Genomic DNA, 22647 nt, shown 5'->3' with positions numbered 1-22647 from the left:
GCTCGACCGGGAACAGGTACGCAGCTTTTTGTTTCTTGGGCTTTTTAGTGCTCATCACTTCGGTCATGGAACAGTCCTTTCGGCATTATTTCATGACCCCGGTTCACACAGAAAATCTGACAGGCTCATCTTGAGCCGAAGGCAAAACGTCTATTCGGCCGCAACAAAGCGCCTGTCGAAGGCGCTCGGCCATTGATGACGGCCTTACGCGATCTACTGGCGGAAGAGCGCGGCATCAGTAACGTGACGTGGGCATAAACAAGGGCTGCCCGTGACTTTGCGTGAGCCTTTTGTCGCAACGCCACGCTAGACTGTACAGCTATCCCCAAAAGCGGAAATCGCATGCACCTGACTGCCTATATGTCCTTGTTCGGTTCGACCATCGCCATGGCCTGCTTGATGCTGGCACGGAGATGGCTGTTGGGGTCAATCTGGGCGTTTTCCGCCGCGTACACGCTGTTCGATAAATTCTATCCCCGGCTGTTGCCCCAGCCACTCGTGGACTCGTTTGCCGTCATCACGTTCTTGTTGGCCGCGTGTGCGTTAGCAAAGGTAATCGTCAGGCGGCGCGAGCGGCACAATTGACCACCAGCCAACGTCCACAACGAGTGAAATTCACTCGTCTTCCTTGCCGCTCACCTTTCCATGGACACCCAACTTTTCCTCATCTGCTTTCTCACCTTCGTCATCCACCTGATCGGCACGCTCGCTTATTCCGTACGCATTGCCGGCGTGCGGACGAAACGCATCGCGGTGTCCCTCGCCCTGTTCAGCATCCTGATGCTCGTGTCCCGGACGTCGAATTCCTTTCTGGGCCCGTTCCTGGCGAAGCGCGTCGAGACCAATCTGGGCGCACACGCAGGCGGCGCGCTACTGGGCGATTTTCGCTGGCTGCTGGCGTCGGCCAGCCTCGCGACGATCGCCGGAGCCCTCTTGATTCCGACGTTTCAGCGCGTGTTCTGCCGTGCCGTGCTGCACTTCCAGGTTCATCGCTCGATTCCAAAGCTGATCCTGCACGCCGTGTTCAAGGGCGGTCTGTCCTACGTTCGAACCGCCGCGCGCGTGCCTGCCGCGCAAAACATGGCCGATATCCGCGCTGGACACGGCGTGTCGGCCCGGATCACCCTGTTGAACGTCGGCGCCACGGCATTGTGGACGGTCGGCGTGTTCGCCGCGCTGTATGCCGGCGCCCTCGATCCGTCGGTCCGGGTGACCTCCAGCACGCTCTCGTCGATCGTCAACGGCGGCGCGACCATCATGATGGCCGTGTTCATCGACCCGCATATGTCGGGCATGACCGACGATGTCGTCGAAGGCAAGGTGACGGAGGGCCAGTTCAGGAAGGCGATCGTCTGGCTGGTGGGGAGCCGGCTGGCGGGCACCGTCGCGGCACAGGCGCTGCTCGTGCCGGCGGCGGTCCTGATCGCGTCTGTAGCCCGCGTCATCTAGAAACGGGCGCCGGGAAGTCGCCCTGGCGACAGCACTCGCCGTATCTCATGCGGCGGTCCTGTTGTCCGAGGATGATCTCCTGCGCCGGCTGTATCTGGCCCTATCGAACGGCCGGATCCGGTAAACTGCGATCGTAATTATTTTCGGAATAATGATGAAGAAGAGTTTTTTTCAGAAGCGGTCCATTGGCCTTGCTGCGCTCGCCTCAGCGCGTGACTGGATCATTTTATTGATCGTGATCCTGGGCGTCCTGGGTTTGAGAGACGCCGTTATCCTGTTGTCACCCATGGATAAGGATCTTGCGGATCCGACGTTATTGATCGGTGCGTTTGTCGGCATGTTGCCGTCAATTTTGATTTGCTTGCCCGTGCATGGCGTTGTCGACCAATTGTCGCGTGATGCCCTGCATTCCTTTCTAAAGTCAAAAAAGTTTACCCGATACAGTGAACACGAGGGTACTCAGCACTACACGTATAACGCACCCGCATGGATGCGGTGGGACTCGAATCGCGTGACGATCAAGCCGCTAACCAACGGTCAATTGAGTGTATCGATGCCGTTTTATAGTTATCGAGCGCTGAAGCGATGGCACTGAAGCGCGGCACTTCGATCATTTCGAACGACCCCCTATGCGCTGCGGCGAGCGCCAGGACCGTGGAGGCCGACAGTCCTCCCGACTATACGCTGGCGATCGGTTTATTCATCGAGCTCATCGCGCAGGCTGTCGCCTACTTCAGGAGCTGAGAAAAGCGCTGACGGAAATCGAACGGTGCCGGGGGCGCCGCACCGCGACGGCAAGCGGCGCCCCTCCCGCATCAGCGATCCACCATCGCCATCGCCTTCTCCGTATAGCGCGCCCCCGCGACGCCGATCTGCGTCAATGCCCCGTCCAGGCGGCGCAGGTCGTCCACATCGAGCCTGACGTCGGCGGCGGCCAGGTTCTGTTCGAGGTACGTGCGACGCTTGGTGCCGGGGATCGGCACGATGTCGTCGCCCTGCGCCAGCAGCCACGCAAGCGCCACCTGGCCCGGCAGCGCGCCGTGGCGGGCCGCGATGTCCTTCACCAGGTCGGCGATGGCCTGGTTGCGGTCGAAGTTCTCGCCCTGCAGGCGCGGGTCGTTGCGGGCGCGGAAGTCGTCCGCCGGGTAGTCCTCGGCGCGCTTGGCGGTACCCGTCAGGAAGCCGCGGCCTAGGGGGCTGAACGGGACGAGGCCGATGCCCAGTTCGCGCAGCACGGGAATCACGTCGTCCTCGAGGTTGCGCTCCCAGATCGAATACTCGCTCTGCAGTGCAGTCACCGGCTGCACGGCGTGGGCGCGGCGGATCGTCGCGGCGCCCGCCTCGGACAGTCCGAAGTACAGCACCTTGCCTTCGCGGATCAGGTCCTTGACGGTGCCCGCCACGTCCTCGATGGGCACGGCCGGGTCCACGCGGTGCTGGTACAGCAGGTCGATGCGGTCCGTGCGCAGGCGCTTCAACGACGCCTCGACGACCTCGCGGATGTGTTCCGGGCGGCTGTCGGCGCCCGCGAAATGCCCCTTGCCGATGACGAAGCCGAACTTGGTCGCGATCTGCACCTGGTCACGCCGGCCTTCCAGCGCGCGTCCCAGCAATTCCTCGTTCGTGAAGGGGCCATATACTTCCGCCGTGTCGAAGAAGGTGCAGCCCAGGTCGATGGCGCGGTGGATCGTCGCGATGGATTCCGCGTCGTCGGGCGTGCCGTACGCATGGCTCATGCCCATGCAGCCCAGGCCGATGGCGGAAACTTGCAGTCCCTGGGTTCCGAGGCGTCGTGTCGTCAGCATGTCGTAGTCCTTTGTTCGTGATGCCGCCGGCGGCGGCTTGGTGACAATGTAGGCGTTGCGCCTTGCAAAGAAAACACCAATAATCGGCGGATCATTTTCCAAAAATGGAAAACAATGGACTGGAACGACCTGAAATACTTTCTCGAAGTGGCGCGCGGCGGCAGCCTCACGCGCGCGTCAAGCGTGCTGCGCGTGAGCCAGTCGACCGTCGGCCGCCGCATCAGCGAGCTGGAAACCCGCCTCGCCACGCGGCTGTTCGCGCGCCACCAGACGGGCTACTGCCTCACCGACGAAGGCCGCGAACTGCTCGGGCGCGCGCAGGCCGTCGAAGACAACATGCTGGCGTTCGAACGGGGCGCGTCGGGTCTCTCGCCGGCCGTGTCGGGCGTCGTGCGGCTGGCGACGACGGAAAACTTGGCGACCGACCTCGTGATCCCCGCCCTGCCCCGCTTCATCGCGCGCCATCCGCAGCTGCGCCTGGAGATCGTCACGACGACGGCCACCGTGGAACTGGGCCGGCGCGACGCCGACCTCGCGCTGCGCGTCGTGCGGCCCACGCACGGCAACCTCAAGGCGCGCCGCCTGGGGGCAATGACCCACGGCGTGTACGGCCACCGCGACTACCTCGCCCGCCATCCCGCGCGCGGGCCCGATCCGCTGGCCGGCCGCGCCGTCATCGCGTGGGACGAGGCGCACGCGCACCTGCCGGCCGCCCAATGGCTGGCGCGGCGCGCGCCCGACGCGCACGTGGTGCTGGCCGCGTCGACCTTGCGCGCGCAGATCGCCGCCGTGCGCGCGGGACTCGGCCTGGCCGTGCTGCCGGACTTCCTCGCGACCGGCGCGAACCTGGTCCGCGTGCTCGCGCCAAGCGAGGTGTTCAGTGACGGCATCTGGCTCGTGATGCACGCGGACCTGGCCGCGTCCAGCCGCGTGCGCGCCGTCGCGGATTTTCTCGCGGAGACGGTGGCGCAAGCGCAGGCCGCGTTGTCCGGCCAGGTTAGCGGATCGTAACCTTTGCCCGGCCCGCCGAGCGATCATGCGCCCGCGACTTCGTGTTAGCATCGAACGATGGAACGACGAAACGATTACAAGACCGCATTGATGATCGAGGCCACGATCCATGAGGCCCAGGACCAGAACCGGTCGCCCGCGCGCGCGCTGGCGGCGCTGGGCGTGCCGTTCGAGATCGCCATGCGCGTGCTCACGCGCCCGGACGAGCGGCGCCACGCGGTGCCGCTGCCGCGCAGCAGCGACGCGCAGGGCTGAATTCAGGGATAGCGCACGGGCCGGCCCGGCAGGTCGGGCAACGGGATGAATTCCGTCTCGCCGGGCACGTGCGGGAAGCGCTGGGCTTTCCAGTCTTCCTTCGCCTGCTCGATGCGGTCGGCCGAACTCGAGACGAAATTCCACGTCAGGTAGCGCGGACCGTCCATCGGTTCGCCGCCCAGCAGCATCACGCGGGCGCCGGCATTTTGCGTGGCGCCCAGGGTGACGGCCGCCCCCGGTTTCAGCACGAGCAACTGGCCCCGCTCGAAACGGCCGTCGCGGCCCAGGTCGAGCGTGCCGTCGACCACGTACAGCGCCTGCTCCGGATACTCGGCCGGCAAGGTCAGGCGCGCGCCGGGCTGCAACGCCAGGTCGACGTAGAACAGCGGCGACTGCACGGGGACCGGGGATTGCTTGCCGAAATAGCTGCCCGCGATGATGCGCGCGGTGGCGCCGTCGCCGTCGAGGATCGGCAGCTCCTGCGAGCCGGTGTGCGAGAAGGCCGGGTCGCATTCTTCCTTCGCCTGCGGCAGCGCCACCCAGCACTGCAGCCCGAACAGGTTCGAGCCCGCGGCGCGCACGTCCGGTCCCGTGCGCTCGGAGTGGACGATGCCCTTCCCGGCCGTCATCCAGTTCACTTCGCCCGGCTTGATGTCCTGCACGGTGCCGAGGCTGTCGCGGTGGCGGATCTGGCCGTCCAGCAGGTATGTGACCGTGGCCAGGCCGATGTGCGGATGGGGACGCACGTCGATGCCCTCACCGGCGTGGAACACGTGCGGTCCCATCTGGTCGAGGAAGACGAACGGGCCGACCATGCGCCGGTCCTTGTGCGGCAGCGCGCGCCGCACTTCGAAGCCGCCGCCCAGGTCGTGCGTGCGCGGGATGACGATGGTTTCCAGGTTCTCGTGTTCGAGCGCGTCCATGCTAGAAGGCCTCCGTGGTGATCTGGATGGTCCCGGACAGCGTCTTGTGCACCGGGCATTTGTTGGCGATTTCCGTCAGGCGCGCCTTCGTCGCGTCGTCCAGCGCGCCGACGTATTCGATCGTGCGGTGCAGGACGTAGGCCGTGCCTTCCTGGCCATGGCGGATCGAGACCTTGACGTCGTCCAGCGGATAGCCCTTGCGCCGCGCGTACAGGTTGACGGTGAGCGTCGTGCAGGCGGCCAGCGCGGCGGCCAGGATGTCGTGCGGTTCCGGACCGCTGTCTTCGCCGCCGGCGTCAAGCCCGAGGTCCGTCAGGATGCGGTGCCTGCCGATCTCGATCACCTGCTGCAGCGGCCCCGTGCCGCGATGCGTCGTCACTTCCATCACTTGTTCTCCTCGTTTCTTGCTTTGCGTGGACGTCCGCCCCCGTGCGCCGGGCTGCGGACAGATTGTACGTCAGGCGAGCGGCGTTCGACGCCGCCCGGCCGTTGCGTTTGACCCGCCGGATCCCGTTACGTTCAGACCGGCAGATCGAACAGCAGCACTTCGGCGTCCTTCGCATCGGACAGCGCCACGACGGCCTCGTCGCTGATCTCGACCGCGTCGCCGGCCGCCAATGCGCAGCCGTTCACCGTCAGGCTGCCGCGCGCCACCTGGACGTACGCCTGGCGGCCCGCCAGCAGCGCATGGTCGGCGCGCTCGGCGCCGTCCAGGATCGTCGCGTAGATGGCGGCGTCCTGGCGCAGCGAGACGGAGCCGTCGCGGCCGTCTTTCGACGCGATCAGGCGCAACCGGCCGCGCTTGGACGCGGTGTCGAAATGCTTCTCTTCGTAGCCGGGCGCCCCGCCCGCCTCGCCCGGGATCACCCAGATCTGCAGGAAGTGCACGGGCTCCGTCGCCGAGTGGTTGTACTCGCTGTGGGTGACGCCCGTGCCGGCGCTCATGCGCTGCACGTCGCCGTAGCGCAGGACGGAACCGTTGCCCATGCTGTCCTTGTGCTCCAGCGCGCCGTCCAGCACGTAGGAGATGATCTCCATGTCCTTGTGGCTGTGCGGATCGAAGCCGCGGCCGGGTGCCACGCGGTCCTCGTTGATCACGCGCAGCGGACCGACGTGCATGTGGGCCGGGTCGTAGTAGTGGCCGAACGAGAAGGTGTGCTGCGAGCGCAGCCAACCGAAACTGGCGACGCCGCGATCCGCGCTTTTACGTACTTTCAGCATGATGTTCTCCTTGTGATCGAGTGTTCGAACCGTTCGAACACGACGCGCTTGCCGGACTCTTCCGTCTTGCCGGCCAGTTGCCGGAAGCGCGTTTCCATGGAAAGCATTATGGCCGCCGCCGGGCAGGAAGAAAAACGAGTTGTTTTATGGTCTACGATCGATTTTTTCGAATGTCAGCATGAAACAAGGATCCGGCGCTACACTGTGCCGGGGTCCGCACATCCAAAACAGGAGAGAGACATGGATCAGGCCAGTTATGTGCACGGGGCGCATCCGCTGCCCCTCATCGGCGACACGATCGGCGCCCACCTGGACCGCATCGCCGCCCGCTTTCCCGAGCGCGACGCGCTGGTCGTGCCGCACCAGTGCGTGCACTGGAGCTGGCGCCAGCTGCGCGAACGGGCGGACCGACTCGCGGCCGGCCTGCTGGGCCTCGGGCTGCATCCCGGCGACCGCATCGGCATCTGGTCGCAGAACCGCGCCGAATGGGTGCTCACGCAGTTCGCGACCGCGAAGGCGGGCCTCGTCATGGTCAACATCAACCCGGCGTACCGGCGCGCCGAGCTGGAATACGCGCTGGCCAAGGTCGGCTGCCGCGCGCTGATCCTGGCGCCCGGATTCAAGTCGAGCGACTACCTCGGCATCCTGCGCGACCTCGTCCCGGAACTGGACGGCGCCGCGCCCGGCGACCTGCGCGCGGCGAAGCTGCCCGAGCTGCGCCACGTGATCCGGCTGGGCCAGGGCTCCACGCCCGGCATGCTGGACTTCGACACAGTGGCCCAGTGCGCCAGCCCGGCCGACATGGCGCGCCTGGAGGAAGTCGCGTGCACGCTGCAATTCGACGATCCCGTCAATATCCAGTTCACGTCCGGCACGACGGGGGCACCAAAAGGCGCGACGCTCACGCACCACAACATCCTCAACAACGGCTTCTTCATCGGCGAGGCGATGCGCCTGACGGAACGCGACCGCCTGTGCATCCCGGTCCCGCTGTACCACTGCTTCGGCATGGTGCTGGGCAATCTCGCCTGCATGACGCACGGCGCCGCGATGGTCTACCCGGGCGAAGGCTTCGACGCGGACGCCGTGCTGGCCACCGTGCAGGCCGAGCGCTGCACGGCGCTGCACGGCGTGCCGACGATGTTCATCGCGCTGCTCGACCACCCGCACTTCGCCGCGTTCGACCTGCACACCCTGCGCACCGGGATCATGGCCGGCTCGCCCTGCCCGGCGGAAGTGATGCAGCGCGCGATGCGCCAGATGCACCTGGACGAGATCACGATCGCCTACGGCATGACCGAGACGTCGCCCGTGAGCTTCCAGACGTCCGTCGACGACCCGCTCGCGTGCCGCGTGGGCACGGTCGGGCGCATCCATCCGCACCTGGAGGTCAAGATCGTCGACGCCGGCGGCAAGGTCGTGCCCCGCGGCGCGACGGGCGAGCTGCTCACGCGCGGCTATTCCGTGATGCTCGGGTACTGGGGCGACGACACGCGCACGCGCGAGGCGATCGACGCGGCCGGCTGGATGCACACGGGCGACCTCGCCACCCTGGACGCGGACGGCTATTGCCGCATCGTGGGCCGCGCGAAGGACATGGTGATCCGCGGCGGCGAGAACGTCTATCCGCGCGAAGTCGAGGAATTCCTGTACCGCCACCCGAAGGTGCTGGACGTGCAGTGCGTGGGCGTGCCCGACTCGAAATACGGCGAGGAGCTGTGCGCCTGCATCGTGCTGCGGCCGGGCGAACGGGCGGACGCGGAGGAGATCCGCGACTTCTGCCGCGGCCAGATCGCGCACTACAAGATCCCGCGCTACGTGCGCTTCGTGGACGGGTTTCCGATGACGGTGACGGGGAAGATCCAGAAGTTCATGCTGCGCGAACAGACGGCGCATGCACTGGGACTGGCCCCTTGAAACATCGTCCCCGCCCACGCGGGGCGACGCATCGCTGCGTTTTTGGTACGATGCGCCTCCCGCCACCTATCGCCCGCACATGCTCAGACTCAGCCTGGACGCCCTCCTCACCGTCGACACCATCGCCCGCCGCGGCAGCTTTTCGGCCGCCGCGAAGGAACTCTACCGGGTGCCGTCGACGATTTCGTACACCGTCTCCAAGCTGGAGGACGACCTGGGCGTGCAGTTGTTCGAGCGCTTCGGGCCGCGCGTCGTCCTCACGCCCGCCGGCGAAGAACTGCTGAAGGAAGGCCGCTACCTGCTCAAGGCCGCCGGCGACCTGGAAAGCCGCGTGCGCCGCGTCGCCTCCGGCTGGGAGACGGAATTCGCCATCGGCATGGATTCCGCCCTCGCCCCGCTGGGCCTGCAGGACGACATCCGCGCGTTCTACGACGTGGCCGACCAGACCCGGTTGCGCATCGTGCGCGAGGCCTTGTCCGGCACGTGGGAAAGCCTGCTCGACCGCCGCGTCGACCTGCTCGTGGGCGCGGCCGGCGAAGGGCCGTCCGGCGGCGGCTACACGGCCGAACCTCTCGGCACGATGTCGTTCGTGTTCGCCGTCGCGCCCTCGCATCCGCTGGCGGCGATCCGGCGCCGGCTGGGCAAGGCGGAGCTGTCGGCGCATCGCGCCGTGTCCGTCGCCGATTCGGTCCGCCTGCTGCAGGCGCGCACAGTGGGGCTGCTGTTCGGCCAGGACACCTTGACCGTCCCCGACATGCAGACCAAGTACGAATTCCAGCTGGCGGGCCTCGGCTTCGGGTTCCTGCCCGAGGCCTGGGCGCGCGCCGACATCGCGGCCGGCCGCCTCGTCGAAAAGGACGTCGAGGAACCCAAGCCGGACGAGACGCTGTACCTGGCCTGGCGCACGGGCGAGGAAGGCGCGGCGCTCAAGTGGTGGCGCGAGCGCCTGCGCACCTCGGCCCCGCTCGCACGCATGCTCGCACTCAACTGTTCGATCGAGCGAGCAACGTCAGGTAACGCAGGGCAAGCACCTATACGTTCGTATGACTAGACCGCCCGCGCCGGGCTCCCGACAATGACCGGGTCCGGATGCGGCGGCCCTGCCGTCCCTTCCGGTTCCCAGCCACTCACCCGAAGGGACCCGCCATGACCATCACCCGCACGATCAACACCATCACGACCCGCGACGGCACCATCATCCACTTCAAGGACTGGGGCCACGGTCCCGCCGTCGTGTTCAGCCACGGCTGGCCGCTGCAAGGCGACGCCTGGGAAGACCAGATGATGTTCCTGGCCAACCACGGCTACCGCGTCATCGCCCACGACCGCCGCGGCCACGGCCTGTCGAGCAAGCCCTGGCACGGCAACCACATGAACGACTACGCGGACGACCTGGCCCAGCTGATCGAGGCGCTGGACCTGACCGACGCCACCCTCGTCGGCCATTCGACGGGCGGCGGCGAAGTCGCGCGCTACATCGGCCGCCACGGCACCAGCCGTGTCAAGCGCGCCGTGCTGGTGGGCGCCGTGACGCCGCAGATGGGCAAGTCGGACGCCAACCCGAACGGCGTGCCGATGGAAGTCTTCGACGGCATCCGCGCCGGCGTCAAGGCCGACCGCGCCCAGTTCTTCAAGGACCTGACGGGCCCGTTCTACGGCTTCAACCGCGAAGGCGCCAAGGATTCCCAGGGCGTGCGCGACACCTTCTGGCTGCAGGGCATGCAGTGCAGCCTGCGCGCCGCGTACGAATGCATCGCGCAGTTCTCGGAAACGGACTTCACCGAAGACCTCAAGAAGATGACCATCCCCACGCTGGTGATCCATGGCGGCGACGACCAGATCGTGCCGATCGATACCACCGCGCGCCGCGCCGTCGAACTGCTGCCGCAAGGCCGCCTGGCCGTCTACGAAGGCGGCCCGCACGGCCTCGCCTTCACCCACAAGGACCGCCTGAACGCCGACCTGCTGGCCTTCCTGCGTTCCTGATCCCGCCGGGCCGGCACCGACGCCATGATCATGCGATCCCTGCCCGGCCCCGCGCGTTCATACATGCGCGCAGCGATCCTCCTTTCGTATGAGGGCATTGTCGCGCCGCACCGCGATACTGGTGGCGCGCCGGCCCAAATCCCGCCGGCGTTCGCCCTGAACGCGCAGATGACCCGACTGTCCCTTCCGACCCGATCCACGCCCGCGCCGCGTGCCCCGCTTGACGACGGCGCGGCGGCGTCCGAGCCTTCCCTGCCGGCCTGCCGGCGCGCCTGGCAGTTGCTGTGCGACGCCGGCATGTCCGCGCCCGCGAATGGCATCCGGCTGGCCGCCGACCCGCTTCTCGCCGGCGCGCTGCAGGACGCCTGCGACGCCGGTCGCCTGCCCGGCGCGTTGATCGAAGCGGAGATCCGGCGCGCGCTTGCGCACGGCCCGCGCGACGCGACCTTGCTGGCCGCGGTCCTGCTGGCCGCCGTCGCGCTCGAGCATTTACGCGGCGGCCGCCGCGCCATGCTGCTGGCCGCGGCCTGCGCCGAGCGTGCGCGCCGGCCCGACGCGGCCGCCGTCGGCGGCGCCGTGCTGCGCGCCCATGCCACCCTCGTGCTGGCCCGCCGCGCCCCGCTGCGCGACGCCGCCCTGCTGCAGGCCGAAGCCTGTCGCAGCGAAGCCGCCCGCCCCGACACGCTGGCCCGCAACGCCGTCCTGTGGACCGGCACGCGCCTGCTGTGCGGCGCGCCGCTGAACGAACTGCTGCAGTACGGCGAAGCGGTGCGCCAGACCATCGCGATGGACCCGCCGTCCACCGCCACGTCCCAGCTGGACGGGCGCATCGGGCTGTTCCGCGCCCTGGCCGGCACGGCCCACGCACCGTTCCTGCCCACGCTTGCCCCGGAGGCCATGCGGTTCGGCTGCTGGCTCGGCGTCCTGCAGGCCACGTGGCTGCGTGGCGAGATGGGCGCCGCGCGCGCGGCGCTGGCGGCGGCCCGCGAGCTCGTCACGCCGCTCACGCCGCCGTGCGAGCTGCTGCCCTATCACCTGTTCGGCGCGCTGACCCTGGCGCGCCTGCGCGGCATTCCCGGCGTGGCGGCGCAGTTGCGCGCGCACCGCCGCGCGCTGCAGGCGTGGGCGCGGCGCAGCCCGGACGCGGCGGGCGCCATGGCGCTGCTCGCGCACGCGGCCGAACAGGACGCCGGCGGCGGCGCACGCGCCCTCGCCGCCTACGAAGGCGCGGCCGCGCTGGCGCGCGCGCACGGCCAGGCCTGGATCGCGGCGCTGGCCTGGGAGGGCGCCGCCGGCCTGTGCGGCGGCCAGGGGCTCGCGGGCGCGCTACCGGCCTATCGCAGGCTGGCGCTCGACGCGTGGCGCGACTGGGGCGCGCATGGCCGCGCGCGCGACCTGATGCAGGCTTGGGACGCCGTCCCGGCCACGCGCGACCACGACCAGCAGACGCGCGCCGCCCGCGCCGGCACCGTCGGCGAACTGGGCATCGCCATCGCGCACGAAGTCAACCAGCCGCTCGCCGCGATCCTGCTGCATGCGGCGGCCGCGCGGCGCTGGCTGCGCCGGGGCGAGCCCGACACGGCGCGCGCGCTGGAGGCGCTGGAACAGATCAGCACCTGCGGACGCCAGGCCGGCGACATCGTGCGCAGCGTGCGCGGCCTGGCGCGGCGCGAAGGCGAGGCCGCCAGCACCTTCGCGCTCGACGCGGCCGTCGCCGAAGTCGCGCAGTTGCTGCGCGCGCTGATGGTGCGCCAGAACGTGCAGCTGGACACCCGGCTGCAGCTGCCCGAGCACCAGGTCCACGCCAGCCGCGCCCAGATCCAGCAAGTGCTCATCAACCTGCTGCTGAACGCGATCGAAGCGCTGGCGACGGTGAGCGGCCGGCCGCGCCGGATCGTGCTGGAATCCGCGCCAGCGGGTCCGGGCCTCGTCGAGCTGCGCGTGCGCGACAACGGTCCCGGCATCGCCCCGTCCGACCGCGAGCGCATCTTCGACGCCCTGTATTCCACCAAGCCGCACGGCACCGGCGTCGGCCTGTCGATCAGCCGCACCATCGTCCACGCGCATGGCGGCCGCATCGAATACGCGCCCGCCGAGCCGCACGGCGCGCTGTTCCGCGTCGTGCTGCCGGTGCGCACCGCGGCGACCTCCGGCGCCGCGCGCAGTACCATGTCATCACACTGGAGAACACCATGAACCCATCCGCCGTCAATTCATTCGCTATCGCCGACCTGATCCTCACCAACGGCCGCTTCCACACGCTGGACCGTTCCAACCCGCAGGCTGAAGCGGTCGCCATCGCCGACGGCCGCTTCCTCGCCGTGGGCGACGCCGCTGACGTGATGCGCCACCGCGGCGACGCCACCCGCGTCGTCGACCTCGACGGCCACACCGCGATCCCGGGCCTGAACGATTCGCACCTGCACCTGATCCGCGGCGGCCTGAACTACAACCTGGAACTGCGCTGGGAAGGCGTGCCGTCGCTGGCCGACGCCCTACGCATGCTGCGCGAGCAGGCGCAGCGCACGCCGCATCCGCAATGGGTGCGCGTGGTGGGCGGCTGGACCGAATTCCAGTTCGCGGAACGGCGCATGCCGACCATCGAGGAACTCAACGCGGCCGCGCCGGACACGCCCGTGTTCGTGCTGCACCTGTACGACCGCGCCCTGCTCAACCGCGCCGCCCTCGCGGCCGTGGGCTACGACAAGTCGACGCCGAACCCGCCGGGCGGCGAGATCGTGCGCGACGCGGCCGGCAACCCGACCGGCATGCTGATCGCGCGCCCGAACGCGATGATCCTGTACGCCACCCTGGCCAAGGGGCCCAAGCTGCCTTTGGCCCACCAGATCAATTCGACCCGCCACTTCATGCGCGAACTGAACCGCCTCGGCCTCACGAGCGCGATCGACGCGGGCGGCGGCTTCCAGAACTATCCCGACGATTACCAGGTCGTCGAGCAGTTAGCCGCGCAGGACCAGCTGACGATCCGCATCGCCTACAACCTGTTCACCCAGAACAAGGGGCGCGAACTCGACGACTTCAAGAACTGGACGAAGATGGTGACGCCCGGCCAGGGCAACGACTGGTATCGCCACAACGGCGCCGGCGAGATGCTCGTCTTTTCCGCCGCCGACTTCGAGGACTTCCTGGAACCGCGCCCCGACCTGCCGGCCGGGATGGAGGCGGAGCTGGAACAGGTGGTGCGCCACCTCATCGCCAACCGCTGGCCGTTCCGCCTGCACGCGACGTACGACGAATCCATCTCGCGCATGCTGGACGTGTTCGAGAAGGTCGACCGCGAGATCCCGTTCGCCGGCCTGCGCTGGATGTTCGACCACGCCGAGACGATCAGTCCGCGCAACATCGAGCGCGTCCGGCTGCTGGGCGGCGGCATCGCGATCCAGCACCGCATGGCGTTCCAGGGCGAATACTTCGTCGAGCGCTACGGCGCCAGGGCGGCGGAGACGACGCCGCCGATCAAGCGCATGCTGGACGCCGGCGTGCCCGTCGGCGCCGGCACCGACGCCACCCGCGTGGCCAGCTACAACCCGTGGACGGCGCTGTACTGGCTCGTCTCCGGCCGCACCGTCGGCGGCCTGCGCCTGTACGACGCCGGCGCGCGCCTCGACCGCCACACGGCGCTCGAGCTGTGGACGGCGGGCAGCGCGTGGTTCTCCAGCGAGCAGGGTCACAAAGGCCGCATCCAGGCGGGCATGCTGGCCGACCTCGCCGTGCTCTCAAGCGACTACTTCCGCGTGGACGAGGAATCGATCAAGGCCATCGAATCCGTGCTGACGATCGTGGGCGGGCGCATCGTGTTCGGCCAGGGACCGTTCGACAGGCTGGCGCCGCCGGCGCTGCCCGTGCTGCCCGAGTGGTCGCCCGTCGCGCGGGTGCCGGGACATTACCGCCCCGTGCCGCAAGCGGCGACAGCGCTGGCCCACCAATGCCGCGGCGCGTGCTCGGTGCATGCGCATGCGCACGACGTTGCCCGCAAGTCGGACGTGCCGGTGTCCGATTTCAGCGCGTTCTGGGGCGCGTTCGGTTGCAGCTGCTTCGCGTTCTGACGGAGGCGCCATGTCCATGAAACCGACCGATCTGACGCTCGGCGTCGCGCTCGGCCTGTTGGCCGGCTACGTCGACACGTCCGCGTTCGTCGCCCTGTTCGGCCTGTTCACCGCGCACGTGACCGGCAACTTCGTCCTCATCGGCAGCGAGCTCGCGCGGCCGTCGCACGCCGGCGTGCTGCCGCTGAAATTCCTCGCGATCCCCGCGTTCGCGGCGGGCGTCGTCGTGGCGCGCCTGATGGACGTGCGCTGCGCCCGGCTCGGCCACAATCCGGCGCGCCCGCTGCTGGGGATGCAGCTCGCGTTACTCGCCGCGTTCATGGTGGCGGGCGTGCTGGCGTCGCCGCCGGGGAATCCGGAAGCGCCGCTGGTCCTCGCCAGCGGCATGCTGGGCGCCGCCGCGATGGGCGTGCAGAACGCGGCCGGCAAGCTGCGGTTCGGACGCATCGCGCCGACGACGGTCATGACCGGCAACGTGACGGAACTGCTGATCGACATGACGGACCTCGCGAGCGGCCGCGCCACGCCGGCCGTCAGGGCGCGCTTCGTGAAATTCTTCTGGCCCGTGCTGGCGTTCGCGCTGGGCTGCGTGGCGGGCGGCACGGCCTACATGACGTTCGGGTTCTGGTGCCTGGCGCCGGCGCTGGCGCTGCTGGCGTGGCTCGTCCTGCTGGACTGGCCGGCGCTGGAAGCGGCGCCGGCGGCGGCATGATCGTCAGGGATTGAGGCCCTCCCCCGATCCGGCCGCGCGCCGGATCACGACCGGCACCGATTTATACGATGGCGTGCCGCTCCTCGCATCGAAGTTCGCGAGCGACACGAGCCCGTTCGCTTCCGGATAGTAGGCGGCCACCGCACCGCGCGCGATGTCGTGGGCGACGGCCACGAAGCCGCGCAGCACGCGCGCTTCGGACGAATGATCGTGCGCCGCGACGGCCTCGATGTCGACCAGGTCGCCGTGCGCAAGGCTCCGTTCCGCGAGGTCCGCCTCGTTGACGAAGACGACGTCGCGCCGGCCCGTGACGCCCCGGTAGCGGTCGTTCTTGCCGTAGATCGTCGTGTTGTACTGGTCGTGGCTGCGCACCGTCGTCAGCACCAGGACGTCCTGAGCATCGACCCGTGCGAGCGGCCGCTGGTCGCGCGCGGCGACGATGAAGTTCGCGCGGCCCGTCTTCGTGCGCCATTCGCGCCGGCTCGCGGGCACGTCGAGGCGAAAGCCCCGCGGCTTGCTCACCCGTTCGTTGTGGCCGGCGAAGTCCGGGAACACGGCCTCGATCGCGTCGCGGATGCGGCCGTAGTCGGCGACGAAGCCCTCCCAATCGATAGCCGAATCGGGCAGCGTCGCGCGCGCGATGCCCGCGACGATGGCCGGTTCCGACTTCAGTTCCGGCGCCGCGGGCGGAAGACTGCCGCGCGACGCATGCACCATCGCCATCGAGTCCTCGACCGTGACAGCCTGCGGTCCGGTCGCCTGCACGTCGAGTTCCGTCCGCCCCAGGCAAGGCAGCAGGTAGGTATGCTTGCCGACGAGGAGATGCGAGCGATTCAGCTTGGTGGCGATGTGCACCGACAGGTCCAGCTTGCGCATCGCCTCGAAGCAGGCCTGCGGATCGGGCATCGCCACCGGCAGGTTGCCGCCCAGGCAGACGAGCGCGCGCGACCGCCCGTCCCGCATCGCCTCCAGCGCCTCCACGGCCGCGTGACCCTTGGCGCGCGGCGGCTCGAACCCGAACACGCGCCGCAAATTGTCGAGGAAGGCGTCGCCGGGGATTTCCGTGATGCCGACCGTGCGGTCGCCCTGCACGTTCGAGTGGCCGCGCAGCGGGCAGATGCCGGCGCCCTCTCGGCCGATATTCCCGCGCAACAGCAACAAATTCGCCAGCTGCTGCACGTTCGACGTGCCGTGGCGGTGCTGCGTGATGCCCATGCCGTAGCAGATGATCACGCTCCTGGCGTTGGCGTAGACGTCCGCCGCCGCTTCGATGTCCGCGCGCCACAAGCCCGACACGCGCTCGATGTCGTCCCAGGACATCGCCGCGAGATCGTCCGCGAGCGCCTCGAAACCCGTCGTGTGATTGCGGATGAACGCGTGGTCGACGGCATCGCGCGCCAGCAGCACCTTCATCATGCCCTGCACGACAGCCGCGTCGCCGCCGACCTTGACCTGGTAGTACGACGTGGCGATTGACACGGCCTTCCCGACCGTCATCTCGACGGGGCTCTGGGGCGACTTGAAGCGCTCCAGGCTGCGTTCCTTGAGCGGGTTGAACACGACGATGGGCACGTCGCGCAGCCGCGCCTCGCGCAGCGTGGCCAGCATGCGCGGGTGGTTCGTGCCCGGGTTGTGGCCGAACGAGAAGATGGCGTCGCAGTGATCGAAATCGTCCAGCGTGACGGTGCCCTTGCCGACGCCGATCGATTCCGGCAGGCCGACGCTGGTCGCCTCGTGGCACATGTTCGAGCAGTCGGGGAAGTTGTTCGTGCCGAACGCGCGCACGAACAGCTGGTACAGGAACGCCGCCTCGTTCGACGTGCGGCCGGACGCGTAGAACTCGGCCATGTCCGGGTCGGGCAGGCTGCGCAGGTGCGCGCCGATCTCGGCGAACGCCCGGTCCCACGCGATCGGGAGATACCGGTCGGAGGCCGCGTCGTACTTCATGGGATGCGTGAGGCGCCCTTCCCCTTCGAGCGCGAAATCCTCCCACCCGAACAGTTCGGCCACGGTGTGCCGCGCGAAGAACTCGGGCGTGACGCGCTTGTTCGTCGCTTCCCACGACACGGCCTTGGCGCCGTTCTCGCAGAACTCAAACGACGAGCCCTGGCGCGGATCCGGCCACGCGCAACCGGGACAATCGAAGCCCTCGGGCTGGTTCACGTGCAGCAGGATCGTCGCGTCCTTCGCGGTCATCTGGCTGCGGATCGCCTTCGCCACGGCCTGCAGCGCGCCCCAGCCTCCGGCCGGGCCGCCGTATTCGCCGATGCCCGGTACGTCTTTCTTCGCCATGCCATCCTCCCGTGATGATTCGTTCGGGCGCATTGTAAGGGCTCGGCGGCCGCACGGGCGGCGCGATTTCAGCGACTGCGGGCGCTCTCGATGCCGAGCTTTTCGGCCATGCGCACCAGTTCGGCCAGGGTACGCGTCTGCATCTTCTGCATCAGGTTGCGCTTGTGGACCTTGGCCATGATCTCGCTGATGCCCATCGCGTCGGCGATCTGCTTGTTCAGCAATCCTCCGATGGCGAGCCCGAACACCTCGCGCTCGCGCGGCGTGAGCTGGGCGTGGCGGCGCGCCAGCTCGTCGGCTTCGCGCCGCCGCGCGATGCGGCGCGCGTCGCCGGTCAGCGCCTCGTCGACGGCGGCCAGCAGCGCGTCCGGGTCGACGGGCTTGGTGAGGAATTCGTTGGCGCCCGCCTTCATGGCGGCGACGGACAGCGGGATGGTACCGTGGCCGGTCAGGAAGATGACGGGCAGCGCCAGGTGGCGCGCGGCCATGTGCTGCAGCACGCTCATACCGTCCAGCCGCGGCATCTGCATGTCGAGGATCAGGCAGGACGGGGCAACGGGGGCCGGCTGGGCGAGGAACTCGGCGGCGTCGGCGAACGCGCGCACGCCGTAGCCTTCCGCCGCGAGCAGGTGTTCGAGGCCTGCGCGCACGTGCGCGTCGTCGTCCACCACCATCACCATCCGATCGTCCATGCCCGGCTCCCTGTCGTGCGCAGACGCCAGCATAGCGGAAATTGCCGAGGCATGCGGGCGGGTGGCCGTCATTGGAGGGCGTCCGGCGGCGCCGGGATCGCATCGATCAGCGCCAGCAGGCAATCGGCGTCGACGGGCTTGTGCAACAGCGCCAGCGCGCCCGCGGCGCCGGCGCGGCGCGCGAGCGCGGGATCGTCGTCGCCGGTGACGAAGATGACGGGCAGGCGCGGCGCCAGCGCGCGCAGGCGCTCGCGCAGCGCGAAGCCGTCCGGCTCGCCGATGTGGATGTCCAGTACGGCGCAGCGGGCGTGGACGGGATCGGCGCCGTCCAGCAGGCCGGCCGCGCCGGGATAACCCTGGGCCGCATAGCCGGCCGCGCGCAGCAGCGCGAGCATGGCGGTGCGGACGGTGTCGTCGTCGTCGACCACGAGCACCGTCTGGCCGGCTTCAGGCGGCGCGGTCATGCTCGGCCGCGCCCGTAGCCGGCGCCGGCGCGATGCCGCTGATCCGGGTCACGCACTCGGCGCGGAACCACGATACGGTGACGGGTTCGCCCGAGATCAGGCGCTTGGCGATGGGCACGGCCTGCTCGCCGACGAGCATGCCGAACAGGCCGATGAGGGCAATCGCCGGCGGCGCGGGCGACCGGACCTGCAGCAAGGCGTAGATGCAGCCGACCAGCAGGCCGGCCGCCAGGGACACCAGGTAGAACTTCATGCTTCCCCCTGTCGTTGGATGGCGCGCATCAACGTGCCGGCACCGGCGCCAGCGTCTCGTGACGCGTGGTGCCGCGCTGCGGGGCCTGGTGCACCATGGTGTAGGCGTAGTCGATGCCCATGCCGTAGGCCCCGGAATGTTCCTTGGCGATGCCGACGACGGCGTCGTAGGTGTCCTTGTGCGCCCAGTCGCGCTGCCACTCGAGCAGCACCTGCTGCCACGTCACCGGCACGACGCCGGCCTGGATCATGCGCTGCATGGCGTAGTCGTGGGCTTCCTTCGACGTGCCGCCCGAGGCGTCGGCCACCATGTAGATCTCGTAGCCGCCTTCCAGCATCGCGGACAGCGCGAAGGTGGTGTTGCAGACTTCCGTCCACAGGCCGGCGACGACGACCTTCTTGCGGCCGTTGGCGGCCAGCGCGTCGCGCACCTTCTGGTCGTCCCACGAGTTCATCGACGTGCGCTCGAGGATCGGTTGGTCCGGGAACACGTCCAGCAGTTCCGGGTAGGTGTAGCCCGAGAAGCCCTGCGTCTCGACGGTGGTGATGGTCGCGGGGATGTTGAACGCGGCGGCCGCCTTGGCCAGGCCGACGGTGTTGTTCTTCAGGACCTGACGGTCGATCGACTGCACGCCGAACGCCATCTGCGGCTGGTGATCGATGAAGATGAGCTGGCTGTTCTGCGGCGTCAGCACTTCGAGTTTCGGATTGTTCATGGGATGATCCTCTGCGGGTAGGGTTGGAAGACCATGGTAGTCCCGCGCCATGGCCGTCGCCAGTATCCGTTCGTATAGGCGCCGAGCCCTGCCATCTGGCATGCATATGTGTCTTGGTAGCGATGATCATGTTACGATCCCTGTCGCGTCACGCCATGCGCCTCTCCTACCAGCGAACGACACCATGATGACTCTGCACGACCTCCGACACCTCGCCATGCGCCACGCCGGGACGGGCCCGGACTGCATCGTGCCCGGGCTGCGGGTCCGTGCCGTCACGGCGCCGACCGGCCCGATGAGCGCCATCGAGGAGCCGATGTTCGCCCTGATCCTGCAGGGCCGCAAGCGCTCGACGATCGGCGGCCGCACCTACGAATACGGCCCGGGCGACTGCGTGATCGTGTCGCTGTCGATGCCGTCGACGGGCCAGGTGATCGACGCCAGCGCGGACGAGCCGTACCTGGGCGTCGCGCTGACCTTGCGGCCGGCCGAGATCGCGGGACTGATCGTCGAAGCGGAAGCCGAGGCTCCGCAGGATTCCGCGCCGATGGCCGTGCACGCGGCGTCCTGCCAGCTGCTGGACGCCGTGGGACGCCTCGTCTCCCTGCTCGACCATCCGGACGACGTGCGCATCCTGCGTCCGCTGCTGGAAAAGGAAATCCTGTGGCGCCTGCTCTCCGGTCCGCACGGCCCGATGCTGCGCGAGGTGGGCCTGGCGGACAGCCGCGCGTCGCGCATCGGCCGCGCGATCCGCTGGCTGCAGCAACACTACGCGGAGCCGGTGTCGACCCAGCAGCTGGAAGCCGTGAGCGGCATGAGCGCATCGACGCTGTTCCGCCACTTCAAGGAATTCACGTCGCTGAGCCCCCTGCAATACCAGAAGCAGATCCGGCTGCACGAGGCACGCGCCCGCCTGGCGGCGAGCAGCCGCGACGTGGCGGCCGTGGCGTATCAGGTGGGCTACGAGAGCCCGTCGCAGTTTACGCGCGAGTACAGCCGCATGTTCGGGCGGCCGCCCAGGGATGATCTCAGGCGGGTGAGGGAAACGGTGGTGTGATTATTGAGAAAACCACAACATCAGCGTTCTTTAACTCAAATGGGCGATCTCAATGAATTCGGTACTATAACCGGCCAGTAAGTCAGCCATGAGTTGTTAAGTTGCGCATATATTTCTCGAGCCTAGCAAAAGCTCTCAACTTCGCCTGAGCGTCGTCTTTACGTAATTCAGCTACCAGCCCACGGTAGATTTCTTTCTCAGCATCGGTCGCCCTTGGGACTTTCAAGGCATCCAGCAAGTGCCGACTTGCCCTGGCGACAGCGCTCGAATTAGCTTCTGCCAGAATAACATTCTTATAAAATGCAATTGTATTTTCGTTGTCCGGTGTGCGATGCATCGCGTCTACAACAAGAGGCCGTATATTCTCCGGATAACCAGGATAGTCGTCAATCATATGTCTTTGATAAAGCAAATCTCCTGAATATTTGACTATTTGTTGTTGAAATACGTAAGCACCTGCATAGGGATTTCCACGCAATTTCGACTCCCTTTCCTTCGCAATCTCGAGAGCTTTTTGAGAATCAAGAAAAAAAAGCCATTCGATTCCCCATGGAAGTTCCGTTACCAATAAGTCGAATACTTTTTCCTTTTCAACCTCGTCGAGACCGACAAATACGTCAGGGCTGTAGCCGTCGGCCTTTTCACTTCCGGTCGCATTGTATTGTTTTATGAATTTCTCGAACGCGAGCGACATAATCCCTCCTCAAAATAGATCTCGCTATCGCGCCACCTGGCTCAATTATCAACATCTCCAATATATTCCCCACGTTACCATCGCCAACTAGATCTAGTTGCAAAATTATTTCTCTGAGCGGGTTTGCATCGGTAAAGCGTGTCATTGAGGCGTGTCTTCATGATGCCGGACAAGTTGTCCCATGGTTATGGCGACGGGCTCATGATAAGTCGCGATTTGTGCGCGTGAGCGCCGCCCGAGGACCCCAGTCGCGTAATATAGCGAGTTGCTCGCGCTAGCGGGCGGAACCTATTGGCGCAGCCGCATGAACCGATTTTCGCTCAAGACGGGCTGCCCGAGCCTCAGGTGATTCATCATCTTCGCGCTTCATAATTCGCTCATACTTCGTGCTAGTCAAATAATTGCATCAAGGACTTTAAAAGTTTTTTCTTTTATTTTTTGGTAGCAGCTATGCAGGCCCTTGTAAAAAAAACCGACAATGCGTCCTTTCCGACCGACTCCCTCGTTACCCCGTAACATTGCAGAAGTTTATCCACAGCATGTATACGTGCAAGTTGTTCTGTTTCTGTGCATATCATTCCTTGAAGAGCAACCTTAAGTTCAGTAGTCAAATTATCTGCCGGAACGTAATACGCCGCTTTTTCTCGAAGGCGTCGGTCGGGGCTGGACAAAAATCGGATAAAAGTGGACAGAAGGCCTTCCTCGCGTTGGAAGTTGCAATGATTCCAAGCTGCTGCGATTTGCCCCTCACCATTCAATGTCCCATCTGCCAGCAGGCGTTTGACGGGCTCGATCGCGCGATTGGAGTCAGCCCGGAAAGGCCGTCGACGCATTCGTCAATCCCTCCCCTCTCAACGAGCTTTAGTAAGTAATCAAAGGCGCGAATCCGCTCTTCTTTGGTCATGAAGCAAATTAGGTTTCACTTAGCCCATCGAGACGTTCTTTGTTATTGAGCGGGAAGAAATTCAAGAGGTTTTCGAATGCGCTCCTCAGTAAATCGCAAAACGTATTTGGCGCGCCTCTTTGATAAAAAGTATTTCAATTATTACAAACACCACACTACGATCCGCGCAAACTTCTTTCCCACTCTTTGTATAGCCACCATTTCGGTTTGGCGAATTTACAAAAAACTTC

The 22647-nt window shown here is 66.9% G+C and carries 24 protein-coding genes; 14 read left to right on the top strand and 10 right to left on the bottom strand.

Annotation, left to right across the window (positions count from 1 at the left end; all coding sequences use genetic code 11):
• From ISF28_RS30450 to ISF28_RS10930, 5 genes are all read left to right on the top strand, one after another.
• Nucleotides 1–196, top strand: a 196-nt coding sequence (locus tag ISF28_RS30450; protein ID WP_229518998.1) for a hypothetical protein, incomplete at its 5' end; no start/stop codon positions are given.
• A 146-nt stretch (nucleotides 197–342) separates the two neighbouring features.
• Nucleotides 343–585 carry a hypothetical protein gene (locus ISF28_RS10945; RefSeq protein WP_198117204.1) on the top strand — a complete coding sequence of 81 codons (243 nt, stop codon included), beginning with the start codon at nucleotides 343–345 and terminating at the stop codon, nucleotides 583–585.
• A 60-nt stretch (nucleotides 586–645) separates the two neighbouring features.
• Nucleotides 646–1449 (top strand): lipid II flippase Amj family protein, encoded by an 804-nt coding sequence (locus tag ISF28_RS10940; RefSeq protein ID WP_198117203.1) that lies wholly within the window; start codon nucleotides 646–648, stop codon nucleotides 1447–1449.
• A gap of 154 nt (nucleotides 1450–1603) precedes the next feature.
• Nucleotides 1604–2044, top strand: a complete 441-nt coding sequence (locus ISF28_RS10935) for a hypothetical protein (RefSeq protein WP_198117202.1) — start codon at nucleotides 1604–1606, stop codon at nucleotides 2042–2044.
• Nucleotides 2035–2193 carry a hypothetical protein gene (locus ISF28_RS10930; RefSeq protein ID WP_198117201.1) on the top strand — a complete coding sequence of 53 codons (159 nt, stop codon included), beginning with the start codon at nucleotides 2035–2037 and terminating at the stop codon, nucleotides 2191–2193. Before ISF28_RS10935 ends, ISF28_RS10930 begins: the two co-directional genes overlap by 10 nt.
• 71 nt (nucleotides 2194–2264) lie before the next feature.
• Here ISF28_RS10930 and ISF28_RS10925 read toward each other — a convergent pair whose 3' ends face one another.
• Nucleotides 2265–3254, bottom strand: a complete 990-nt coding sequence (locus ISF28_RS10925) for an aldo/keto reductase (RefSeq protein ID WP_198117200.1) — start codon at nucleotides 3252–3254, stop codon at nucleotides 2265–2267.
• 114 nt (nucleotides 3255–3368) lie between these two features.
• Between ISF28_RS10925 and ISF28_RS10920 the strand changes: the two genes are divergently transcribed.
• Together ISF28_RS10920 and ISF28_RS10915 are read left to right on the top strand one after the other, a co-directional pair.
• On the top strand, nucleotides 3369–4265 hold the full coding sequence (locus ISF28_RS10920) for a LysR family transcriptional regulator (RefSeq protein WP_198117199.1): 897 nt from the start codon (nucleotides 3369–3371) through the stop codon (nucleotides 4263–4265).
• A gap of 57 nt (nucleotides 4266–4322) precedes the next feature.
• On the top strand, nucleotides 4323–4520 hold the full coding sequence (locus tag ISF28_RS10915) for a hypothetical protein (protein ID WP_198117198.1): 198 nt from the start codon (nucleotides 4323–4325) through the stop codon (nucleotides 4518–4520).
• Between the two features lie 2 nt (nucleotides 4521–4522).
• Here the strand turns inward: ISF28_RS10915 and ISF28_RS10910 are convergent, their stop codons facing one another.
• From ISF28_RS10910 to ISF28_RS10900, 3 genes are all read right to left on the bottom strand, one after another.
• Nucleotides 4523–5443 carry a pirin family protein gene (locus ISF28_RS10910; RefSeq protein WP_198117197.1) on the bottom strand — a complete coding sequence of 307 codons (921 nt, stop codon included), beginning with the start codon at nucleotides 5441–5443 and terminating at the stop codon, nucleotides 4523–4525.
• Nucleotide 5444: 1 nt separating this feature from the next.
• Nucleotides 5445–5828, bottom strand: coding sequence for an OsmC family protein (locus ISF28_RS10905; protein ID WP_198117196.1), 384 nt, complete (start codon nucleotides 5826–5828; stop codon nucleotides 5445–5447).
• Between the two features lie 134 nt (nucleotides 5829–5962).
• Nucleotides 5963–6664 carry a pirin family protein gene (locus tag ISF28_RS10900; RefSeq protein ID WP_198117195.1) on the bottom strand — a complete coding sequence of 234 codons (702 nt, stop codon included), beginning with the start codon at nucleotides 6662–6664 and terminating at the stop codon, nucleotides 5963–5965.
• A 240-nt stretch (nucleotides 6665–6904) separates the two neighbouring features.
• On the opposite strand from ISF28_RS10900, the gene ISF28_RS10895 reads away from it, so the two are divergent.
• From ISF28_RS10895 to ISF28_RS10870, 6 genes are all read left to right on the top strand, one after another.
• On the top strand, nucleotides 6905–8581 hold the full coding sequence (locus tag ISF28_RS10895; RefSeq protein WP_198117194.1) for an AMP-binding protein: 1677 nt from the start codon (nucleotides 6905–6907) through the stop codon (nucleotides 8579–8581).
• Nucleotides 8582–8660: 79 nt separating this feature from the next.
• Nucleotides 8661–9632, top strand: coding sequence for a LysR substrate-binding domain-containing protein (locus tag ISF28_RS10890; RefSeq protein WP_198117193.1), 972 nt, complete (start codon nucleotides 8661–8663; stop codon nucleotides 9630–9632).
• Nucleotides 9633–9745: 113 nt separating this feature from the next.
• Entirely contained in the window at nucleotides 9746–10567 is an 822-nt protein-coding gene (locus ISF28_RS10885; protein ID WP_198117221.1) for an alpha/beta fold hydrolase, read from the top strand.
• 168 nt (nucleotides 10568–10735) lie between these two features.
• Nucleotides 10736–12763 (top strand): sensor histidine kinase, encoded by a 2028-nt coding sequence (locus ISF28_RS10880; RefSeq protein WP_198117192.1) that lies wholly within the window; start codon nucleotides 10736–10738, stop codon nucleotides 12761–12763.
• Nucleotides 12760–14634, top strand: a complete 1875-nt coding sequence (locus tag ISF28_RS10875; RefSeq protein ID WP_198117191.1) for an amidohydrolase — start codon at nucleotides 12760–12762, stop codon at nucleotides 14632–14634. Before ISF28_RS10880 ends, ISF28_RS10875 begins: the two co-directional genes overlap by 4 nt.
• 16 nt (nucleotides 14635–14650) lie before the next feature.
• Nucleotides 14651–15346 carry a YoaK family protein gene (locus ISF28_RS10870; RefSeq protein ID WP_198117190.1) on the top strand — a complete coding sequence of 232 codons (696 nt, stop codon included), beginning with the start codon at nucleotides 14651–14653 and terminating at the stop codon, nucleotides 15344–15346.
• Between the two features lie 3 nt (nucleotides 15347–15349).
• On the opposite strand, the gene ISF28_RS10865 is transcribed toward ISF28_RS10870, so the two are convergent.
• The 5 genes from ISF28_RS10865 to ISF28_RS10845 all read right to left on the bottom strand — a co-directional run bounded on the left by ISF28_RS10865 (nucleotide 15350) and on the right by ISF28_RS10845 (nucleotide 19762).
• On the bottom strand, nucleotides 15350–17638 hold the full coding sequence (locus ISF28_RS10865) for an FdhF/YdeP family oxidoreductase (protein ID WP_198117189.1): 2289 nt from the start codon (nucleotides 17636–17638) through the stop codon (nucleotides 15350–15352).
• Between the two features lie 68 nt (nucleotides 17639–17706).
• Complete coding sequence (locus ISF28_RS10860; protein ID WP_198117188.1) at nucleotides 17707–18330, bottom strand: response regulator transcription factor; 624 nt, start codon at nucleotides 18328–18330, stop codon at nucleotides 17707–17709.
• Nucleotides 18331–18398: 68 nt separating this feature from the next.
• Nucleotides 18399–18794, bottom strand: a complete 396-nt coding sequence (locus ISF28_RS10855) for a response regulator (RefSeq protein ID WP_198117187.1) — start codon at nucleotides 18792–18794, stop codon at nucleotides 18399–18401.
• The gene (locus ISF28_RS10850; RefSeq protein ID WP_198117186.1) at nucleotides 18778–19047 is read right to left on the bottom strand and encodes a XapX domain-containing protein; all 270 of its coding nucleotides are present in this window, start codon (nucleotides 19045–19047) and stop codon (nucleotides 18778–18780) included. Before ISF28_RS10850 ends, ISF28_RS10855 begins: the two co-directional genes overlap by 17 nt.
• A gap of 28 nt (nucleotides 19048–19075) precedes the next feature.
• Nucleotides 19076–19762, bottom strand: coding sequence for a hydrolase (locus ISF28_RS10845; RefSeq protein WP_198117185.1), 687 nt, complete (start codon nucleotides 19760–19762; stop codon nucleotides 19076–19078).
• 184 nt (nucleotides 19763–19946) lie between these two features.
• Between ISF28_RS10845 and ISF28_RS10840 the strand changes: the two genes are divergently transcribed.
• Complete coding sequence (locus ISF28_RS10840) at nucleotides 19947–20819, top strand: AraC family transcriptional regulator (RefSeq protein WP_198117184.1); 873 nt, start codon at nucleotides 19947–19949, stop codon at nucleotides 20817–20819.
• A gap of 82 nt (nucleotides 20820–20901) precedes the next feature.
• Here ISF28_RS10840 and ISF28_RS10835 read toward each other — a convergent pair whose 3' ends face one another.
• Nucleotides 20902–21513, bottom strand: coding sequence for a hypothetical protein (locus ISF28_RS10835; RefSeq protein WP_198117183.1), 612 nt, complete (start codon nucleotides 21511–21513; stop codon nucleotides 20902–20904).
• Between the last annotated feature and the right edge of the window lie 1134 nt (nucleotides 21514–22647).

Origin of the sequence: Massilia rhizosphaerae, from assembly GCF_016093545.1 — a bacterium.
Taxonomy (GTDB): Bacteria; Pseudomonadota; Gammaproteobacteria; order Burkholderiales; family Burkholderiaceae_D; genus Telluria; species Telluria rhizosphaerae.
Note: the sequence above shows the minus strand (reverse complement) of the source record. Positions and strands in the feature narration are given on the sequence as shown.

Coding starts and splice junctions, on each gene's coding strand:
- ISF28_RS10945 (WP_198117204.1), top strand. CDS start 343: ATGCACCTGACTGCCTATATGTCCTTGTTCGGTTCGACCATCGCCATG.
- ISF28_RS10940 (WP_198117203.1), top strand. CDS start 646: ATGGACACCCAACTTTTCCTCATCTGCTTTCTCACCTTCGTCATCCAC.
- ISF28_RS10935 (WP_198117202.1), top strand. CDS start 1,604: ATGAAGAAGAGTTTTTTTCAGAAGCGGTCCATTGGCCTTGCTGCGCTC.
- ISF28_RS10930 (WP_198117201.1), top strand. CDS start 2,035: ATGGCACTGAAGCGCGGCACTTCGATCATTTCGAACGACCCCCTATGC.
- ISF28_RS10925 (WP_198117200.1), bottom strand. CDS start 3,254: ATGCTGACGACACGACGCCTCGGAACCCAGGGACTGCAAGTTTCCGCC.
- ISF28_RS10920 (WP_198117199.1), top strand. CDS start 3,369: ATGGACTGGAACGACCTGAAATACTTTCTCGAAGTGGCGCGCGGCGGC.
- ISF28_RS10915 (WP_198117198.1), top strand. CDS start 4,323: ATGGAACGACGAAACGATTACAAGACCGCATTGATGATCGAGGCCACG.
- ISF28_RS10910 (WP_198117197.1), bottom strand. CDS start 5,443: ATGGACGCGCTCGAACACGAGAACCTGGAAACCATCGTCATCCCGCGC.
- ISF28_RS10905 (WP_198117196.1), bottom strand. CDS start 5,828: ATGGAAGTGACGACGCATCGCGGCACGGGGCCGCTGCAGCAGGTGATC.
- ISF28_RS10900 (WP_198117195.1), bottom strand. CDS start 6,664: ATGCTGAAAGTACGTAAAAGCGCGGATCGCGGCGTCGCCAGTTTCGGT.
- ISF28_RS10895 (WP_198117194.1), top strand. CDS start 6,905: ATGGATCAGGCCAGTTATGTGCACGGGGCGCATCCGCTGCCCCTCATC.
- ISF28_RS10890 (WP_198117193.1), top strand. CDS start 8,661: ATGCTCAGACTCAGCCTGGACGCCCTCCTCACCGTCGACACCATCGCC.
- ISF28_RS10880 (WP_198117192.1), top strand. CDS start 10,736: ATGACCCGACTGTCCCTTCCGACCCGATCCACGCCCGCGCCGCGTGCC.
- ISF28_RS10875 (WP_198117191.1), top strand. CDS start 12,760: ATGAACCCATCCGCCGTCAATTCATTCGCTATCGCCGACCTGATCCTC.
- ISF28_RS10870 (WP_198117190.1), top strand. CDS start 14,651: ATGAAACCGACCGATCTGACGCTCGGCGTCGCGCTCGGCCTGTTGGCC.
- ISF28_RS10865 (WP_198117189.1), bottom strand. CDS start 17,638: ATGGCGAAGAAAGACGTACCGGGCATCGGCGAATACGGCGGCCCGGCC.
- ISF28_RS10860 (WP_198117188.1), bottom strand. CDS start 18,330: ATGGACGATCGGATGGTGATGGTGGTGGACGACGACGCGCACGTGCGC.
- ISF28_RS10855 (WP_198117187.1), bottom strand. CDS start 18,794: ATGACCGCGCCGCCTGAAGCCGGCCAGACGGTGCTCGTGGTCGACGAC.
- ISF28_RS10850 (WP_198117186.1), bottom strand. CDS start 19,047: ATGAAGTTCTACCTGGTGTCCCTGGCGGCCGGCCTGCTGGTCGGCTGC.
- ISF28_RS10845 (WP_198117185.1), bottom strand. CDS start 19,762: ATGAACAATCCGAAACTCGAAGTGCTGACGCCGCAGAACAGCCAGCTC.
- ISF28_RS10840 (WP_198117184.1), top strand. CDS start 19,947: ATGATGACTCTGCACGACCTCCGACACCTCGCCATGCGCCACGCCGGG.
- ISF28_RS10835 (WP_198117183.1), bottom strand. CDS start 21,513: ATGTCGCTCGCGTTCGAGAAATTCATAAAACAATACAATGCGACCGGA.